Genomic DNA, 18,405 nt, shown 5'->3' with positions numbered 1-18,405 from the left:
AAATAAACGTTTTTGTGTAGAGTATTCAGCAAGGTGCAAATTACGACAATTTGCGTTCATTGTGGCGGATAGACGAACATGCTAACATAAATTTAATGAATATATTTTAAATTCCATTAATATAATGATTGATTTGGGGGTGCATCGTGGCGGAGAGGACTCATTATATTAACAAGCTCCATGATCATTTAGTTGCGAGAATCCTTACACCAGGCAAGCTATTCGTTTACTGGCAGCTCCAGGATGAAAAGGTGCGGTTCATTTGCGATTATTTTTACATACCGGAAGAACAGCTCATTAAAACCTTGCGCTTATATGATCAGAACTCCAGAAAGGTCATCCATGAAGTAGTTCTTCGTCATGATGTGTCAAGCTGGCTGTTCAAGGGGATTAAACCAACCGGTAATTATTATGTTGAACTGGGGATTAAACGAAGCACAGAGAAATTTTTTCCATTGATAAAGTCAAATTCGGTTATCCAGCATAACGATAATCAGCTAAAAACGGAGAAACCAACTTCACCTGGGTGGGCCGGAAAGGTGAGCACCTACACATATTATGAGAATCTTGAAGGGAGCATCACCAAGTGAAAGGCAGCCAGAGTCAAAAAGAGAAAACAATCCTGATGCTCTCGTGGGAATACCCACCTCATATAATGGGAGGGCTTGCGAGACATGTACATGCACTGTCAACTGAACTTGCAAAAAGTAATCAGCAAATTCATGTTTTAACGAGTAAACCTTATGATAGTCAAGAATATGAAAAACAAGGTACTGTCCATATCCATCGGGTAAATCCCATTAATGATCAGGATCCTGATTTCCTTTCCTGGATGGCAGGATTGAATCTCGCGGTAATTGAAGAAGCATTGAATATTGCAAAACATATTGAATTTAATGCTGTCCACACCCATGACTGGATGACAGGACCAGCGGCAGATTTTATCAGTAGAACATTGGATATCCCATTGATTGCAACGATTCATGGCACGGAATTTGGCCGTAATAAAGGCATTTTTACCGAACTCCAGCAATTAATTTCAAGAAAAGAGAATGAACTTTGCCATACTGCAGATGAAATCATCGTATGCAGCGATTTTATGAAAGCTGAAGTCATCTCATTATTTAAAATCCCCGACAACAAGATTACAGTGATCCCTAATGGGGCTCTATCGGAAAAAGTGGATGATATTGATTTCGATATCGAAGAGTTATATCCGTTCATTTCCGGCAAGAAACTGGTCTTCTCAATAGGAAGAATCGTTAAGGAAAAAGGATTCCAAACATTGATTGCAGCTGCAGTCCTGCTGAAACATAAAGCTTCGGATCTATGCTTTGTAGTAGCGGGAAATGGGCCGTTATTAGAAGAATATAGGAAAAAGGTCGTGGAGATGGGGCTGGATGGGTTCGTGTATTTTATAGGGTTTATTAATGATGAAATCCGTTCCGGTTTAATGAAAAGGTCAGATGTGGCTGTTTTTGCCAGCAGCTATGAACCTTTTGGTCTTGCCGCAGCGGAGGCACTTGCGGCTGGCGTCCCGACAGTCGTCGCAAAAACCGGAGGATTGCAAACATTGATTGAGGATTTTAAAACTGGGTTCTATATGCAGCCAGGAAATGAAGAAAGCCTTGTCCACATTATTAATTGGATTCTTGAAAATGAAGCCCGCGCTGAGGAAATCGGCCGAACCGGTATGATTTCAGTTCAAGAGAAATTCAGCTGGGAACGAAATGCAAAGACAACAGATACACTATATATAAGCGCGTTATCAAACTATTGCCATAAGGAGGGTATTAATGAAGACGAATGCTTATCTCAAAATCGACAATGAAGAGAACTTTGAATACAGCAGGAAACCATTGATTTTTAGTCCTGGCATATGGGTCAATGGAAAAGTGTATTGGCTTGGGAGTGTGACGGAGAAGCTTTTGCCGCAGGAAGATTTATCGATAAAAATCAAACAGGCAAATGTTCATTCAAGGGTAGAATTTTTCAATCTTTATGTGACGAACCATTCCAAAGTTGGCAAAGAAGCGAAATTAATCCTGATGCAGCGCCAAGCTGATAGTGTTAATGAACAATTCAGTTTTGTATCGCCAAATGAAGATGTCATCTTTCACTTTGCAGATAAAAGGATTTATCTCGTAAACGGTTTGAATAGCAATGGGAAGATGAAACAGTGTACAGTCCAGCCGTTATGGAATGTGAGCACAGAACGACTCTGGAATTGCCGGGAATCAGGGAGGCTTAATTATCAGCCAATGGCAAAGGGATCGGCGGCCAGCTTATTCTCGCTTGATTTGCAAATGGGTCCTCGTGAAACACAAAAAAGCAGCTGCTGGATGATCGAAGGAAATGAAAAAAATATGGTTGTTCACTTGAATGAAATGCTTTTAAAAAACACACTAGCAATTCCCGACAAAAAGTGATATTATAGAAAAGTCGTATGCACGAACCTAGCTAGAATAGTTTGGAGGGAAATTACATGCGTGTAAATATTACATTAGCTTGCACAGAATGCGGAGAGCGCAACTATATTTCTAAAAAAAATAAGCGTAACAACCCAGATCGTCTTGAGCTTAAGAAATACTGCTCAAGAGAAAAGCGCGCAACTTTACATCGTGAAACAAAATAAGCAGCGGGATTTTTTCCCAGCTGCTTTTTTGTTTGTCTAAAAACCATATAATTCATTTCTCGCTTGCTGGAAGTAATGGTATTGTTTATACATAGGGAGTTATTGAATGACGTTAGTAAAACAATACATATTATACTCAGGACGTTTGGGGGAAAAACGGATGGATGCCAAAAAAAAACTTAGGAAGACCATTAAAGCAAAACTATCAGAACTTAGCCTGCCACAATACGAAGACCAATCATACAAGGTCGCACAGCAGCTATTCCAAAATGACGAATGGATGGAAGCCTCAACAGTCGCGATCACTGTATCAAAAGCTCCAGAGGTCGATACTTTCCAAATTATCAGGAAGGGTTGGGAGCAGGGAAAAAGAATGGTCGTTCCAAAATGCGAGCCGAAGACACGGAGACTGGACTTCAGGGAGCTGAAGCGATTTTCTGAACTTGAATCAGTTTTTTATGGTTTGCTAGAGCCAATTGTTTCAGAAACGAATACTGTTAGCGCTGGAGAGATTGATTTAGTCGTCGTTCCTGGACTCGCTTTTAATAAAGACGGGTACCGGCTTGGGTTCGGAGGAGGATACTATGATCGTTTTCTGGCAAACTACCATGGAAAAACGATTTCCCTGGCATTTAAAGACCAGATCGTTTCTGATATTCCTATTGAAAGTCATGATATCCCGGTTCGAAAAATAATCACCAGCGAAGGAGTTATCGTCATTGGAGATTGACCAGCTCTTGGTAATTGGATTTATTGCCTTATTTGCAGCTGCATCTGGATATTTTAAGCTTTTGAAACCATCGGGAGCTATAGCTGCTTTTTTGACCGGGATGTCCCTATGGGCAGGTTTTGGTTTAAAGGGCCTTTTTTTAATGGGAGCTTTCTTTCTTACCTCCAGCCTCCTGTCCAGGTATAAAAGCAAGGTGAAGGAACACCTGGGCGAGTTACATGAAAAAGGATCAGCAAGGGATTGGGCCCAGGTAGCAGCAAATGGAGGTACTGCAGCAATTGCTGGTCTGGCAAATTTCATTTCACCTGATCCAGTTTGGTTCCTCGTACTTGGTATCTCTATTGCCAGTGCCAATGCAGATACCTGGGCGTCAGAACTTGGAGTGCTAAGCAGAAAGCAGCCCGTATCGATTAAATCCTTCAAAACGGTGCCACGTGGAACCTCGGGAGCAATCTCTGGATTTGGAACAGCCGCTTCAGCAGCAGGATCCTTGTTAATTGCTTTAACCGGTGGTTTTCTATTCAATGAAGGTGCTGGCTGGATATTGTCTGTGTTTCTCTTGGGTGTGACTGGGGCGTTGCTGGATACGTTGTTTGGAGCCTATATTCAGGCAGGCTTTAAATGCGTCCGCTGCAATCTTCTTACAGAAAAATTAACCCATTGCACCCTGCCAACCAAAAAAGTATCAGGATTTTCTCGGATTAACAACGACGTCGTAAACTTTATTTCATGTTTCACAGCGGCTAGTATGGGAATTGTTTTATATAATATCCTTTAAACTTAAATCAGATGTACCCATAGTAACAAGGATGCAGCAATCAAATAAAACAACAAGAATCGAAATGTAACAAAATGTTTATAATGATAACGTTTCCATAAATTAAAATCGATACATTAAGTTCGATAAAAAAAGTACAATCTAATTGAGAAGAAATAATTCAAGGGGGTATACGGATGAAAAATCATGTGAACCGTGTTGTTTTGGTTGGAACAGGCTTCGTTGGTTCCAGTTATGCATTTGCGATGGTCAATCAGGGAGTAACTGAAGAATTAGTACTTGTTGATCTTAATAAGGAAAAGTCTGAAGGGGACGCTATGGATTTGAATCACGGAATGGCGTTTGCTCCTTCCCAGACTAAAATCTGGTTTGGTTCATATGCAGATTGCAAGGATGCGGATTTGGTGGTGCTTTGTGCTGGGGCCAATCAAAAGCCAGGAGAAACAAGGCTGGATCTTGTAGAGAAAAACACGAAAATTTTTAAAAGTATTGTAGATGAAATTATGGCCAACGGTTTTGACGGAATTTTCCTTGTCGCAACAAATCCTGTTGATATCCTCACATATGCTGTATGGAAATTCTCTGGACTGCCAAAGGAACGTGTCATTGGTTCAGGGACAATCCTTGATACTGCAAGATTCCGATTCTTGCTTGGAGATTATTTCAATGTAGATACTCGAAACGTACATGCCTATATTATAGGTGAGCATGGTGATACTGAATTGCCTGTATGGAGCCATGCCGACATAGGTGGAAAGCCGATCGCCAAAATGATGAAAGATCAGGAACATTATAAACACGATGACCTGGAAGAGATTTTCACGAATGTACGTGATGCTGCCTATCATATCATCCAGCGTAAAGGAGCCACCTATTATGGAATCGCCATGGGTCTAGTCCGATTGACTAAAGCGATTCTCCAAAATGAGAATTCAATCCTTACCGTTTCAGCTAACCTTAGCGGCGAATATGGTCACGACGACATCTATATCGGCGTTCCAGCTATCGTAAACCGAAACGGGATCAGAGAAATCGTCGAACTCTCCCTGGATGCAGAAGAACAACAGAAATTTGACCATTCTGTAGAAGTATTGAGAAAAGTAATGGACCCTGTCTTGAAGGGATAAGGAAAATGGGCTGTTGATCAATGCAGCCCTTTTTTATATTCACTGTTTTTGAAACCGCTTTCTTCTATTATATATACTCCTTTTTTTGACTTATAAGATAAGGGGATAAAAAATTGGTTTTATTCCCAAAATAAAAAGGGAGGGATTTATATGGCAAGGAAAATAATTTCGATTTTCATGCTTGGTCTGGCAGGCTATTTTGTTTTTGAGAACAGGTACAGGGTCATGAATATGCTTCTTGGCAACAGGTTTTTACGCCGGGTGGCTGTGGGTTCAATCATGGGTATGCCTGGTATTAGAAGCAAAATGATGGATTCATTATTTCCAGGACCTTCGGAGTTTCAGTAAAAAGACCTTGTCGGGTCTTTTTCTGTTTTAAGGGCTCTTGTTATCTCGCTAATGGTTCTTTAGTTTATAATAACTTTATAGAGGAAAAAATAAATACATATTAACGGCTGGGACCGGGGCAGGAAAGTAGGGGAGATGTTGGCTTTTTTGGAAGATTATTTGTTTTGGAAGGTCACGGAATTCCTGATTGTGAAGAAGGACTATCGTATCCTGCAGCTTTCGCAGGATCACGGAGAGCTATGGCTGGAAAAGACAGAAAACAAAAATACGCAGGTTGTTCGCCTGCTGCATTATAATCTTGATTGGAGCAACTGGCTGCAAAGGGATCTCGGGTTGACTGCGGAGAATGGAGACAGAATCCGCAGGAAACTTGCTAAAGGAGAGTTGAAGATTCTTAATCTCTACTTTAGTGCTTATCCCCCAGTAGACGATTATGAGTTTAGAATCGCCGAACCGACCCTTTCTGAAAATGGCAAGGTAACTGTTGAATCCATTTTAGTGGATCGGGCAAATGCGTCTGAAGCATTAAAGAAAATAGAAAATAGGATTGATGGTAACATCGAGATTGATTTAGCAGAGGAATTCTCTGTCGATGATATAGAGTCTATAAAGAAAAATGCTCTTTCCAGTGCAGTTAGTCGCGCTAAGGAAGAACAATCGATATTCAATTATGGGAAGCCTTTTTTCACCTATCTATTCATCGCGGTACAGGTGCTGATGTTCCTGGTTCTTGAGGCAGCGGGTGGAAGCACGGATACTTCAACGCTGATAAAATTTGGTGCAAAATTCAACCCCCTTATAATTGAGGGAGAATGGTGGAGATTTTTCACACCGATTATCATCCATATCGGACTGCTCCATCTATTCATGAATACCCTCGCTTTATATTACTTAGGGACGATGGTTGAACGGCTCTACGGCAATTTGCGGTTTTTGTTTATATATATTTTCTCAGGTTTCGCCGGAGTACTGGCCAGCTTCATTTTTAGTCCAAATCTTTCAGCAGGAGCGAGCGGCGCGATATTTGGCTGCTTTGGAGCTTTACTTTATTTTGGTGTCGCCAAACCAAGGCTGTTTTGGCGGACATTGGGACTGAATATCCTTGTAGTGCTTGGAATCAACCTTGCTTTTGGCTTTACCATTCCTGGAATTGATAATGCTGGACATATAGGAGGTCTTGTCGGAGGGTTTGCATCAGCCGGTATTTTCCACCTTCCTAAAAAGAAACGTCCTATGCTTCAAGGTGCATTCCTGGTTGTTTCTGTTGCTGCAGTTTTTTTATCACTGCAGTATGGTTTTAGCGGCAAAGCAAATTTAGTAGATGAAAGATCAATATTGGTGCTTGCTCAACAGCATATAAAAGCGGAAGAGTATGAGCAGGCCAATGAGCTGCTAACGGATTATCGGAAGTTGGAGACACTTTCGGCGGAATCATTATTCATGCTTTCATTTACCGAAATAAAGCTGGGTCAGCTTGAGGAAGCTAAACGTAATCTTCTTAATGTTATTGATATGTCTCCCGACTTCCATGAAGCATATTACAATCTGGCTTTGATATATTTCGATGAAAAGGAACTCAAGAAAGCTCAAACTTATGCTGAAAAGGCAGTAGAGTTAAATCCTGGGCAGGATAGTTACCGAGAAACACTTGAGCAGATTAATTACTACCTTGAAGAAGCTGCTTGAGTACAATGCTTTCACCAGAGTCAGTTTGTGTTACAACCAGCAGATGGCTTTTATCATTAGAAACCAAAATCAAAGGCATGGTACTGTCAATCGGATCAACGACAGTGCCATCGCTTTTTTTTATGCCAAGGTAATAATTTTTATATAACCCTTCCATTAACTTCCCAACAATATTGGCAGTCTCTTTTTGTGTAAAACCTTTTAAAGGCTGGTCTTCGTATTGTCTGATTGTATCGAGAGGTACAGCAATATAATTAGAAGCTTTAAACCCATACGTCTTTTCAGCCTTGTTCAAGCTTTTATTCAGTGTGTTACTTACACTTTTATTCAGGACATTCTTCCATTCCTTCTCTTGCTTACTTTTGGCGACAGAGAAGGATTGAAGTGTACTGAAAGGAGAATCAATCACATATAGCATGTCATCAGACATCCTTTGAGCGCTTGTGATTCTGTCGCCGTCCCCATGCAGTTCGGAATAATGAAAAGTGATGGCGTCATACCTTGCGCTTTCCCCGTTTGAAATGAAGTCTTCCTGGTACACATCTGCTGTATCCTGCTCCCATTTGGCAGCTTTTCCTTTTAAAAGTCCGTTGACAAACAATAGCCCCATATCCTGTCTTAAGTATGCCTCCTGGTCCAAACTGGACTGCATCTTCCAATCAATTGTATGCTTATCATTTTTTTTATCTTTTTGCAGCGCCAACGAAGTACTCACGCTCTTGTACTGCACAGAATCATTCAATGGAAAAAAAGTGATCGTCTCCTCTGAACTGTTTACGTTCTGAAGCTGGATCATCAATGCGGAGACTGCAATGGCTAATGCGCTAATTCCCAAAAATATATACTTTTTCATTAGGCTCACCCTTTTCAGATTGTCTGGTAGGTCGGTATAACCACTATATGATACTTGTCCGGAACACATGCAATTAAGTATGTATTTACGTTTTTTTGTCTAAGATGGTGAAAGAAGTGGACAGGAAAATATTGGTCAGCTTATTGCATAATGGCTGCTCCTGTATTACATGGTAAGTGCTCTTTCAATTTTATCCTGGTCTAAGACCACAGTTAGATATAAGATCGCATCAACAAAGTTTATAAAAGAGCCTTAACGAAAGGTGTTTGGATAGAATATGACAGAAAAAACGAAGCATCCCGTACAGGAAGATTTGAAAAAAAATATTGAGTATTTAAGAGAAGAACTGGGAATTGGGAAGAGTTTTGATGTAATCCATCTGGATGTCGAGTACGCCGGCAGAGAAATGGCACTATTTCTTGTTGATGGATTTGTAAAGGACGATATCCTTCTCTATATCATGCAGTTGCTTGCGAAGCTTGAGCCTGGAGCCCTGGACATTGATACACTCAAGAAACTGGTCAAGACATACATCCCTTATGTTGAGGTAGAAACGACTGACGACCTTGATAAGGTAGCAGATATGGTTCTGGCTGGCCCTACGGCGCTAGCAGTAGATGGAGTGGCTGAAATCATCCTGATTGATGCAAGAACCTATCCAGTGCGCGGGCCGCAGGAACCAGATACAGAAAGGGTGGTAAGAGGTTCGAGAGATGGTTTCGTGGAAACATTGGTCTTCAATACTGCGCTTACAAGAAGAAGAATCCGTGACCGTACATTGAGAATGGAGTACTTGCAGGTCGGCAGAAGGTCAAAGACAGATGTGGTCGTCAGTTACATAGAGGATATTGCCGATCCAGAGATGGTCAAGAAAGTAAAGGATTCAATCAGTAAAATTGATACGGACGGATTGCCAATGGGAGAGAAAACGATCGAAGAATTTATCTCAGGCCAGCATTGGAACCCATTTCCCACTGTAAGATACACAGAGCGCCCTGATACAGCTGCAACACATTTATATGAAGGCCATGTCTGCATCATCGTTGACGGATCGCCAAGTGTCCTTATAACCCCGACAACCTTCTGGCATCATTTGCAGCACGCCGAGGAGTACCGAAATAAACCGCTTGTCGGTGCTTATCTTAGAATGGTGCGGTTCATGGCTGTATGGGCTTCCTTGTTCATGCTTCCTTTATGGTATTTATTCGCGGTCAAACCAGAACTGCTCCCGGAGAAGCTGGCATTTATCGGTCCGAATGATCCAGGTCAAATTCCGTTATTTCTTCAGTTCTTTCTGATTGAAATAGGAATCGATGTGCTCAGGATGGCTGCCATCCATACGCCGACCTCCCTGGCAACCGCGCTTGGACTAGTCGCTGCCCTGATGATTGGACAAGTGGCAGTTGAAGTGGGCCTGCTGACAAATGAAGTCATCCTTTATCTTGCGATTGCGGCAATTGGAACTTTCGCAACACCAAGTTATGAAATGAGTCTGGCAAACCGGCTTGTAAGGATTTTCTTGTTAGTACTGACTGCAGCATTCCAATTATACGGTTTCCTAATTGGGGTTGTCCTGTTCATCATCCTGCTAGCAAGAATGAATTCCTTTGGTGTACCTTACCTCTGGCCATTCATACCGTTCAACCCGCGGGCATTCCGCGACGTGCTCGTTCGGTCTCCGATTCCATTAAAGAACAGAAGGCCGCGGATTTTGAAACCGCAGGATCCTGATAGGTAATGATTAAAAAGCAGCGCTTGCTGCTTTTTTCATTTGTAAGACGTTACTATAATCTATCTTTAGGTAGTCTGAGAACATACCAATTGAGCGATGAAAGACTTTGTTATTTGTCATAAAATCTTCTCCTGCATACTTGAGGAGGCAATGAGTATCCATTATACTTAAGTAATGGAAACATGCTCTTATTTTCACAAACATTGAGGGGATTACGTTGAAGACAATTTACGATATCCAGCAGTTCCTGAAAAAATTCGGGACAATTATTTACATAGGTGACAGAGTGGCGGATTTAGAGCTCATGGGAGCCGAACTGAAGGAATTGTATAATTCCCAATTGATTGAAACAAAAGATTACCAGTCTGCGATTTTGCTTTTAAGACAAGAAATCCGGATGGAAAAAGAAAAAAACGCAAATGAGAAAAGGTGACTTAATATGGCTGAAAAGTGGCTAGTAGGTGTAGATTTAGGAGGAACAACAACCAAACTTGCTTTCATAAGTTTATATGGAGAAATACTGCACAAATGGGAGATCCCAACAGATGTTTCTGATGAAGGGAAAAATATAACGGTCAATATCGCAAAGGGGATTGATGCGAAGCTTGAGGAGTTAGGACATTCAAAAAGTGAAATCCTTGGGATTGGCATGGGGGCACCTGGTCCGGTTGACCTTGCCACTGGCGTGATTTATGAAGCAGTGAACCTTGGATGGAGAGAGCCTTACCCGCTAAAAGACTTACTTGAAGTCGAAACCTCGCTTCCGGCTGTAATCGATAATGACGCAAACTGCGCAGCACTTGGTGAGATGTGGAAAGGTGCTGGAAATGGTGCAAAAGATCTTGTATGTGTCACTCTGGGAACAGGTGTAGGCGGAGGCGTTATCACGAATGGAGACATTGTACACGGAGTCAGCGGTGCTGCTGGCGAGATAGGCCATATTACTTCAATAGCTGAAGGTGGGGCTCCGTGTAACTGTGGCAAGACAGGTTGCCTGGAAACCATTGCTTCAGCAACTGGGATTGTCCGGATTGCCACTGCAGCTTTGAACGAAGGAACCCCAGCTGGAGAACTTTCAGTGGTGTATAAGGAAACTGGCCATGTGACAGCAAAAGATGTTTTCGATTCGGCAAAAAGAAATGACCAATTAGCGTTGAAAGTCGTCGATTCAGTTGCTTTGCATCTGGGGATTGCTCTTGCGAATATCGCTAATACTCTTAATCCTGAAAAAATTGTACTTGGAGGCGGAGTTTCAAAAGCAGGAAATGTTTTGCTCGATCCAATAAAAGAGCAATTTTTACGTAATTCTTTTCCACGAGTAGCACAATCGACTGAAATCAGCATCGCAACATTGGGAAATGATGCGGGCGTGATTGGTGCGGCGTGGCTGGTTAAGAACAAAATTGGATAAGAAAAATCAGCAGCAGGGAGTTTGGGATAAAACTCCCTGTTTTTTTATGCCAAAAGTTTCAATTTTCGGAATTTGGACATTCCTGAAACTTTTTTAGGTTTGATTCGTCTAAAATAGAGGAAAATGACAGTAATTGGTCTATGCTTTTTTAAGTTTAATTTTGTTTGCTTTTTAGAAAAAAAAGTATTAAGATTATCTTTGATTCTTGAGCAAGTGGAAAAAATCACCTTAAAATTCCCATATCTGTTATTTTTAACAGGGAGGTAACAAACAAATGAAGAATAATAAATGGACTAAAGCATCCATTGTTGCGATTGCGACAATCCTGCTTTGGTTAAAGACTTATATTGCCTATAAAACTAGCTTTGATATAAAGATTGAGAACTGGAGACAGGAGATCATCCTGTTCATGAATCCATTAAGTTTCCTGATGGTCATTTTTGGAGTCAGCATGTTCATGAAGGAAAAGGCTCAGAAACGCTACGTTTTGATTACAAGTTTCATAGTTTCAGCAATCTTGTTCGCGAATGTAGTGTTTTACCGTTTTTTCAATGACTTCCTGACGATACCTGTGCTTTTCCAAACGAGCAATATGAGCGACTTGGGAAGCAGTGTTACTGAATTGATCAACTTCAGTGACTTGTTATATTTCGCTGATATCCTCGTATTGGCACTTTTATTAAAAGCCAAACCAAATCTAATAGGATATCGGGAATACACAAAGGTGGACCGCAGAGCATATTTCCTTGTGGCGATCGCGATTTCATTTTTCAACCTGGGAATGGCTGAAACTGAGCGTCCGCAGCTGTTGACTAGAACATTCGATAGAGAAATGCTGGTCAAGAATATTGGGACATACAATTATCATCTTTATGATGCTTTCTTACAGTCAAAGTCTTCGGCACAGAGAGCTATGGCTGATGGCAGTGAACTGGCTGATATTGACAACTATGTGCGTGCTAACTATCTGCCGCCGAACGAGGACATGTTTGGTATCGCCAAGGGCAAGAACGTGATTCTGATTTCAATGGAATCCACGCAGAACTTTGTCATAAACCAAACTGTGAATGGACAGGAAATTACACCTTTCCTGAACGATTTCATTAAAGAAAGCTATTACTTTAATAATTTTTATCACCAGACCGGCCAGGGGAAAACTTCAGACTCCGAATTCCTTGTAGATAACTCATTGTATCCATTAAGCCGTGGTGCAGTTTTCTTTACGCACTCAGGAAATGAATATTCAGCGACACCTGAAATCTTGAATGAGAACGGCTACTTCACTGCTTCTATGCATGCGAATAACAAGAGCTTCTGGAACCGTGATATCATGTATCAATCAATGGGATACGAGCGCTTCTATTCATTGCCGGATTATGATGTGAATGAGGAAAATTCAGTAGGCTGGGGAATGAAAGATATTGAGTTCTTCCAGCAGTCTGTTGATCACTTGAAGGCTATGCCAAAGCCATTTTATTCAAAGTTCATTACATTGACGAATCACTTCCCATTCGAATTGAATGAAGAAGACCGCTTTGTCGAGCCATATACTTCAAATGACAAGACAGTCAACAATTATTTCCCGACTGTCCGTTATCAGGATGAAGCTTTGAAACTGTTTATACAAGAATTAAAAGATGAAGGTCTATATGAGGATTCAATCATCATTTTATACGGTGATCATTATGGAATCTCCGAGAACCATAATAAGGCGATGGGTGAGTATCTCGGCAAGGAGATTACACCATTTGAAAGCACGCAGCTACAGCAGGTACCGCTGATTGTTCATATCCCTGGTCAGGAAGGCAAGACGATTCCAACTGTAGGCGGACAGATTGACCTTAAGCCGACTATTCTCCATCTGTTAGGAATCGATACTAAGAATAACATTGACTTCGGATCAGACCTATTCTCAAAGGACCGGCTGGACTTTGCGGTTCTGCGCGATGGCAGCTTCATCACTAAGGATCATGTATTCACAAGAGAAACTTGCTATGATAAATCAACTGGTGAGCCGACTGACAAAGCAGCTTGTGAGCCTTTCTTTGATCAAGCAAAGAACGAGCTCGAGTTTTCCGATAAAATTATTTATGGGGACTTGCTGAGATTTTATGACGAGAAAAATGCCAGTAAAGAAAAGAGTTACCCGAAATCAAATGAGTAAATTTTATTGAAACCTGTGCCTTATGGTGCAGGTTTTTATTATGAAAATTGATTCTTTCAGAAAAATAAGGATGGTAATTTGCCTGGATACATGGGATATTACTTAGTGGGATTTTCACATTTGTTTGGTGAAAGTCAGAAATAATTCTGGGTTGCAATAAATATGAATTTTTCGAAAATCATTGAAACATTTACGAGTTTCTAACGTACAGATATATACATTGTTTAAAATGGGGGGTGATAGAAGTGAGACAAAGTAAGGAGAGTACATATCGTATACCTTATGTTAGCTGGTTGTTGCTAATCATCATCACTTCTGCACTCGGCCTTTCCGGCTGCTCCCAGAAGCTTGATGCTTCATTGCATGAGGGAGCTGGTCACGGCTTCAATAGAGTAAAGGAGTCCCCTGGCCCTTCATTTTTAGGAGCAGAAATTGTTCCAATCGAGATTGGAGAACAGGAAGAATTCTATAAGTCTGCAGGCTGGCTAAGTGATTCAGAAATTCTCTACATTTCAAATAAAGGGGAAAGCAATTCATTATTGTATTCATACAATCTTGTAACAGGAAAGGCATCATTGCTATATAGAAGTGAGCAGCCAATCATTACGGCGGTACCAAGTCCGGAGAAAACAAAGGTGATGATACATAGCGCTGCATCAGAGGAGGGTCTCCTCACTGTTATCGATTTGACGGGAAATGAATTGTATTCTACAAGCATTCAATCTTATGAACTAACTTTTGAATGGAATCCGTTCGATGAGAGTTTGCTAGTTGTTTCTGCATTTACAGAAGATTGGGATTTCAGTAGTTATTTATTGGATTTAAGGGATAATAATCTGAAAGAGATCAAAATGCCAGAGCCTTTTGTAAGATGGATTTCTGAGGATGTCCTCGTTTATCAGGAGTGGGATGAAGACGGGATTTCACTAAATGCCCCGCTACGGACCTTTTCTGTGAAGGAAAACAAAACTGAAACTTTACTCGAAGATGTATATCAATTTGATTCGCAAGGACCATACTTAATGACTGTAAAAGTGATTGAAGAAGAAAATCAAGAATCGGGACAGTATGCATTCTTCAGGAAGGGTGACAAATCGGTCGGAAATATCGAGGCTCCGTTGTTAACATCTTTTTCTGGATGGGTCGTTCCTTTTTATGATTTAATGGAAAATGGAGAGTATTTTATTTATCTAAAGGCAACAGAGCAGGGTGAAGCGGACCTTTACGATGGAGGATTTGACTTGATGCGTTATCATTTAGAAACAGGTAAAGAGGAAGTTATTTTCACCGAAATGGCCAACGAGCCACTTTCCTGCTCTCCCTCCGGAGAAATGTGCCTGTACGGTTTCCAGTTTGATAAACTCTTGAATATCAAGACAAACGAGGTAATTGATCTCGTTCAATAATAATTTCAAGGAGAGATTTTGATGGCGATTGTTGATGTAACAGTGATTCCAATCGGAACACAGACACCAAGTGTCAGTTCGTATGTAGCAGATATCCAAAGAATTCTTAAGAAGTATGAAGAACAGGGCAAAATCCAATATCAACTTACACCGATGAATACCTTGATCGAAGGTGAACTTCCTGTTTTGTTTGAGGTAATCCAGGCGATCCACGAAGCACCGTTCAATGCTGGCATCCAGCGAGTAGCCACAAATATCCGGATTGACGACAGGCGTGATGTAAAAAGAAAGATGCAGGATAAGATAAACAGAGTAAACGAATTGCTGCAGCAATAAGAAAAGCGCAAGCGCCTCGGTCAGCCCCGATAAGCGCTGGAGGGCCGACCGATGAAGTCGTTCTTTGACTTCAGTGGGCGGACTGAAGCGACTCGAGGGGCTAGGCGCTGTAGATGGACAAAGAAAAGCGCAAGCGCCTGGACCGAAGCGTCTCGAGGAGTTAGGAGCCGTAGCTAGACAAGCGAACTTGAGCTGCTCAAAGCTGACGCTTATCGCAAGATACTCGAGGGAAGCATTCTCGGGGATGAAAACTGGCTAGGCGCTGGAGCTAGACACTAATCTAAGTGAAAAAGTTTATACTTTCTTTTCAAGTTAGAAACGAAAAAAGACCACCAGCAAAGGGTGGTCTTTTTGTTTCGAATTAATGCGCTGTTGGGAATCCAGAGTTAAGGATCGTCATGACTGTGAACCAGCCAATAACCAAGAATGTTCCTCCAGCAAACGCGATACCAAGAATGTTTTTGTTTTTAAGTGCCGAAAATGTTGCGTAACCGGCAAGCAGTGTAATTAAAGCGCAAATAATAGCAAAACCCATGAAAAAGCCCCCTTCATAAATTAGGCAGACAATAAAGCCTGTTTGTTGAATAAGTTTGAATGAAATATAGGCGGCAGCCTGTTATGTAATGACAAGCGTACACTCGTTTTATATTTTATAATTTTTTATATCATTTGTCGAGGTCTAAAAACTCAACTTTAACCCCATATGCCTTTACTATACCCAATACCAGGTCAGTATAATGGTCTATGGTAAAATAAATGCCTTCAGCAGTCTTAAAAACAAGATGTTCTTCCAGCTGCAGGAGGGCCATTTCACTCTGAACTTCGCTGCCACCTGTAAATCTGAAGGCTGACAAATCATTTGTGAATAGAAAAACATCGACACCAGAGTGAAATCCATAATCGTAAAAATCTTCTCCCGCTGTTCCTTCTGTTTTTATCAATTGATGATTTTCTTCATGAAGATCTGCTTCTGACAACAAACCTGAAGCTACATCCGCTGTTTGCTGATCATTATAAATATAAATATTTTCATGAACAAGAAGCGGAGGTGCGGCAGATTGAAGAAACTGTTCGAAGTCAGGCAGTTCAGAAAGTAAAGGGCTGGCCTCTATTCCAATGAAAACTTGCACTTTGCTGCCTCCTTTATGCTGTAAGGTTCAAATTAATTGTATTTAAAAAACTCATCTGGTTTGATGGGCAGAGCATACGAGTTCTTTTCTATCGCAATCCTTAAAACTTGCCTGACAATAGTGTAAAATAAATGTATTAATAATACCACTAGAAGCTGGAGGCTATTTTGATGAAATGGAAACAGATTCCCCTAGGTCCTTTACAAACAAATTGCTATATCGTCTATGATGAAAACAAGTCATGCCTGATTGTGGATCCTGGCGATAATCCGAAAAAGCTGGCAACAGTGCTTGAAGAGCTAGAATTGAAGCCAGAAGCAATTGTGCTCACACATGCTCACTTCGATCATATCGGGGCAGTGGATAGAATAAGAGATAAGTACGGAATCAAGGTATATATTCATGAAAAAGAAAAGGATTGGCTATCAGATCCTGCATTGAATGGTTCGAAGCATTTTATGCTTAACGAGCCAATCAAAGCGCGTCCTGCAGACCATTTGATTGATGATGAAGGTGTAATGTCAATTGGCAGTTTTGAGTTTGAAGTGTTTGAAACACCGGGGCATTCTCCAGGGAGTATATCAATTTATTTTCCTGAAGCAGAGTTTGTACTGGCAGGAGACGCTCTGTTTAATGGCAGCATAGGAAGGACGGACTTGCCGGGTGGAAACCATAATCAACTAATCAGGAGCATCCATGATAAGCTCCTGTCATTACCGGAACAAACAGAGGTGCTTCCTGGACACGGACCGACAACGACAATTGGTTTAGAGATGGATTCCAACCCTTTTTTAAATGGATTTTAATGAGGTATAATCATCAAGGAAACTAGGAAAGCCCTTCTCATAGAGAAGGGCTTTCCTGGGGGATGTTCTATTCATATCATGGGAGGGGATATAGTTAAGCTACTACTAAAACAATATAATATCGAAAACACTATGTCAATAGTGAAAACTAATTTCAAGGAGTTATTATGAAAGAAATAATCAAAGAGTTTATTAATGCCTCTCCGGTTAAAATGATTTCATATGCGCAGTATATGGAACTTGCACTTTATCACCCGGAGGAAGGTTATTACATAAAAGAACGTCAAAAAATAGGGAAAGAAGGGGACTTTTATACTTCCAGCAATGTGTCCGATGTATTTGGCAAATTGATTGGGAAATGGTTTGCGAAAAATTTCAGGAACCTCGGCTTGCCGCCATCTGTTTGTGAAATAGGAGCTGGAAACGGCCGGTTTGCTCGCGCATTTATTCAGGGGTGGAGTGGCTTGAATGATGAGACACTAACCTATTGTATCGTTGAAGCCAGCCCTTATCATCGAAAGCTGCAGAAAGCTGAGTTGAACGGTCTAGAAGATGTAAAGATCCTTTATGGTAGTACATTTGCAGACACAGGTATGAAACAAGGATTGATTTTTTCAAATGAATTATTTGATGCATTCCCTGTCCATGTCGTCGAAAAACACGAGGGTATTGTGAATGAGGTTTTCGTAGGCTTTGACAATGGACAATTAAAAGAAATCATGTTACCGGTAATGGATGATAGGATTACCGCTTTTATAAATGACCAGGAAATTGAACTGGCGGAAGGCCAAAGGATTGAAATTCCGCTTGCTTATGAACCGTTCATTAAATCTATAGCTGATCACTTCACGAAGGGCATCATGGTGACTGTAGATTACGGATATACGAAAGAAGAATGGATGCATCCATCTCGCAGGCGCGGAAGCTTAAGGGGATATTACCAACACCAGATGCATCATGACGTTTTGCAGCATCCTGGAGAGATGGATATTACTAGTCATGTACATTTTGATGCACTTAAATTAATTGGTGAGAAATACTGCCTGAACTTTGTGCAAAAAATGAGGCAGGATGAGTTCCTTATGGCTGCCGGCATATTAGAAGAGCTTGCGGAACACAATGACCCTAATCCGTTTTCTGAAGCTAGTAAGCGAAATCGCGCTATACGAAGCCTGATATTGCCAGGGGGGATCAGCCAGTCCTTTGATGTGGCTGTTCAGGCAAAGGGTCTGGATCACTCGATTGGGAAATTATTTTAATATA

General features: G+C 41.1%; 21 protein-coding genes. 18 read left to right on the top strand and 3 right to left on the bottom strand.

Annotated elements, in window-relative coordinates:
• Nucleotides 1–146: 146 nt before the first annotated feature.
• From CD004_RS15535 to CD004_RS15495, 9 genes are all read left to right on the top strand, one after another.
• Entirely contained in the window at nucleotides 147–590 is a 444-nt protein-coding gene (locus CD004_RS15535) for a DUF4912 domain-containing protein (RefSeq protein ID WP_158651572.1), read from the top strand.
• On the top strand, nucleotides 587–1,831 hold the full coding sequence (locus tag CD004_RS15530; RefSeq protein WP_102263592.1) for a glycosyltransferase family 4 protein: 1,245 nt from the start codon (nucleotides 587–589) through the stop codon (nucleotides 1,829–1,831). Before CD004_RS15535 ends, CD004_RS15530 begins: the two co-directional genes overlap by 4 nt.
• Complete coding sequence (locus CD004_RS15525; RefSeq protein ID WP_102263591.1) at nucleotides 1,797–2,429, top strand: hypothetical protein; 633 nt, start codon at nucleotides 1,797–1,799, stop codon at nucleotides 2,427–2,429. The genes CD004_RS15530 and CD004_RS15525 overlap by 35 nt, the downstream gene beginning before the upstream one ends.
• 56 nt (nucleotides 2,430–2,485) lie before the next feature.
• On the top strand, nucleotides 2,486–2,635 hold the full coding sequence (gene rpmG / locus CD004_RS15520) for a 50S ribosomal protein L33 (protein WP_023627313.1): 150 nt from the start codon (nucleotides 2,486–2,488) through the stop codon (nucleotides 2,633–2,635).
• A 106-nt stretch (nucleotides 2,636–2,741) separates the two neighbouring features.
• Nucleotides 2,742–3,365, top strand: a complete 624-nt coding sequence (locus CD004_RS15515; RefSeq protein WP_233434876.1) for a 5-formyltetrahydrofolate cyclo-ligase — start codon at nucleotides 2,742–2,744, stop codon at nucleotides 3,363–3,365.
• Nucleotides 3,355–4,143 carry a DUF92 domain-containing protein gene (locus CD004_RS15510; RefSeq protein ID WP_102263589.1) on the top strand — a complete coding sequence of 263 codons (789 nt, stop codon included), beginning with the start codon at nucleotides 3,355–3,357 and terminating at the stop codon, nucleotides 4,141–4,143. Before CD004_RS15515 ends, CD004_RS15510 begins: the two co-directional genes overlap by 11 nt.
• A 176-nt stretch (nucleotides 4,144–4,319) precedes the next feature.
• Entirely contained in the window at nucleotides 4,320–5,270 is a 951-nt protein-coding gene (locus CD004_RS15505; protein WP_102263588.1) for an L-lactate dehydrogenase, read from the top strand.
• Nucleotides 5,271–5,420: 150 nt separating this feature from the next.
• The gene (locus tag CD004_RS15500; RefSeq protein ID WP_102263587.1) at nucleotides 5,421–5,618 is read left to right on the top strand and encodes a hypothetical protein; all 198 of its coding nucleotides are present in this window, start codon (nucleotides 5,421–5,423) and stop codon (nucleotides 5,616–5,618) included.
• A 135-nt stretch (nucleotides 5,619–5,753) separates the two neighbouring features.
• Entirely contained in the window at nucleotides 5,754–7,304 is a 1,551-nt protein-coding gene (locus CD004_RS15495; RefSeq protein WP_233434875.1) for a rhomboid family protein, read from the top strand.
• On the opposite strand, the gene CD004_RS15490 is transcribed toward CD004_RS15495, so the two are convergent.
• Nucleotides 7,276–8,157: a hypothetical protein gene (locus CD004_RS15490; RefSeq protein ID WP_102263586.1), complete on the bottom strand. Its 882-nt coding sequence runs from the start codon at nucleotides 8,155–8,157 to the stop codon at nucleotides 7,276–7,278. The two genes, CD004_RS15495 and CD004_RS15490, sit on opposite strands and share 29 nt — an antisense overlap.
• A gap of 277 nt (nucleotides 8,158–8,434) precedes the next feature.
• Here CD004_RS15490 and CD004_RS15485 point away from each other — a divergent pair, with 277 nt between their 5' ends.
• The 7 genes from CD004_RS15485 (at nucleotide 8,435) to CD004_RS24475 (ending at nucleotide 15,383) form a co-directional block, all read left to right on the top strand.
• Nucleotides 8,435–9,895, top strand: a complete 1,461-nt coding sequence (locus tag CD004_RS15485; RefSeq protein WP_102263585.1) for a spore germination protein — start codon at nucleotides 8,435–8,437, stop codon at nucleotides 9,893–9,895.
• A 211-nt stretch (nucleotides 9,896–10,106) separates the two neighbouring features.
• Nucleotides 10,107–10,322 carry a YqgQ family protein gene (locus tag CD004_RS15480; protein WP_023627321.1) on the top strand — a complete coding sequence of 72 codons (216 nt, stop codon included), beginning with the start codon at nucleotides 10,107–10,109 and terminating at the stop codon, nucleotides 10,320–10,322.
• Nucleotides 10,323–10,328: 6 nt separating this feature from the next.
• Nucleotides 10,329–11,300, top strand: a complete 972-nt coding sequence (locus CD004_RS15475) for an ROK family glucokinase (protein ID WP_102263584.1) — start codon at nucleotides 10,329–10,331, stop codon at nucleotides 11,298–11,300.
• A 274-nt stretch (nucleotides 11,301–11,574) separates the two neighbouring features.
• On the top strand, nucleotides 11,575–13,464 hold the full coding sequence (locus tag CD004_RS15470; protein WP_102263583.1) for an LTA synthase family protein: 1,890 nt from the start codon (nucleotides 11,575–11,577) through the stop codon (nucleotides 13,462–13,464).
• A 245-nt stretch (nucleotides 13,465–13,709) separates the two neighbouring features.
• A complete protein-coding gene (locus CD004_RS15465; protein ID WP_158651571.1) occupies nucleotides 13,710–14,870 on the top strand; it encodes a YqgU-like beta propeller domain-containing protein in 1,161 nt (386 codons plus the stop codon).
• Between the two features lie 21 nt (nucleotides 14,871–14,891).
• On the top strand, nucleotides 14,892–15,206 hold the full coding sequence (locus CD004_RS15460; RefSeq protein WP_102263581.1) for an MTH1187 family thiamine-binding protein: 315 nt from the start codon (nucleotides 14,892–14,894) through the stop codon (nucleotides 15,204–15,206).
• A 51-nt stretch (nucleotides 15,207–15,257) separates the two neighbouring features.
• Nucleotides 15,258–15,383 carry a hypothetical protein gene (locus CD004_RS24475; protein WP_267892316.1) on the top strand — a complete coding sequence of 42 codons (126 nt, stop codon included), beginning with the start codon at nucleotides 15,258–15,260 and terminating at the stop codon, nucleotides 15,381–15,383.
• A 184-nt stretch (nucleotides 15,384–15,567) separates the two neighbouring features.
• On the opposite strand, the gene CD004_RS15450 is transcribed toward CD004_RS24475, so the two are convergent.
• Both CD004_RS15450 and CD004_RS15445 read right to left on the bottom strand, forming a co-directional pair.
• On the bottom strand, nucleotides 15,568–15,741 hold the full coding sequence (locus CD004_RS15450; protein WP_102263579.1) for a DUF2759 domain-containing protein: 174 nt from the start codon (nucleotides 15,739–15,741) through the stop codon (nucleotides 15,568–15,570).
• A 130-nt stretch (nucleotides 15,742–15,871) separates the two neighbouring features.
• Nucleotides 15,872–16,336: a hypothetical protein gene (locus tag CD004_RS15445; protein ID WP_102263578.1), complete on the bottom strand. Its 465-nt coding sequence runs from the start codon at nucleotides 16,334–16,336 to the stop codon at nucleotides 15,872–15,874.
• A 170-nt stretch (nucleotides 16,337–16,506) separates the two neighbouring features.
• Between CD004_RS15445 and CD004_RS15440 the strand changes: the two genes are divergently transcribed.
• Both CD004_RS15440 and CD004_RS15435 read left to right on the top strand, forming a co-directional pair.
• On the top strand, nucleotides 16,507–17,142 hold the full coding sequence (locus CD004_RS15440) for an MBL fold metallo-hydrolase (RefSeq protein ID WP_102263577.1): 636 nt from the start codon (nucleotides 16,507–16,509) through the stop codon (nucleotides 17,140–17,142).
• Nucleotides 17,143–17,309: 167 nt separating this feature from the next.
• Nucleotides 17,310–18,401, top strand: a complete 1,092-nt coding sequence (locus tag CD004_RS15435; RefSeq protein ID WP_102263576.1) for a class I SAM-dependent methyltransferase — start codon at nucleotides 17,310–17,312, stop codon at nucleotides 18,399–18,401.
• Nucleotides 18,402–18,405: the final 4 nt, after the last annotated feature.

This window comes from Mesobacillus jeotgali, assembly GCF_002874535.1.
In the GTDB taxonomy this organism is placed as follows: Bacteria; Bacillota; Bacilli; order Bacillales; family Cytobacillaceae; genus Mesobacillus; species Mesobacillus jeotgali.
Note: the sequence above shows the minus strand (reverse complement) of the source record. Positions and strands in the feature narration are given on the sequence as shown.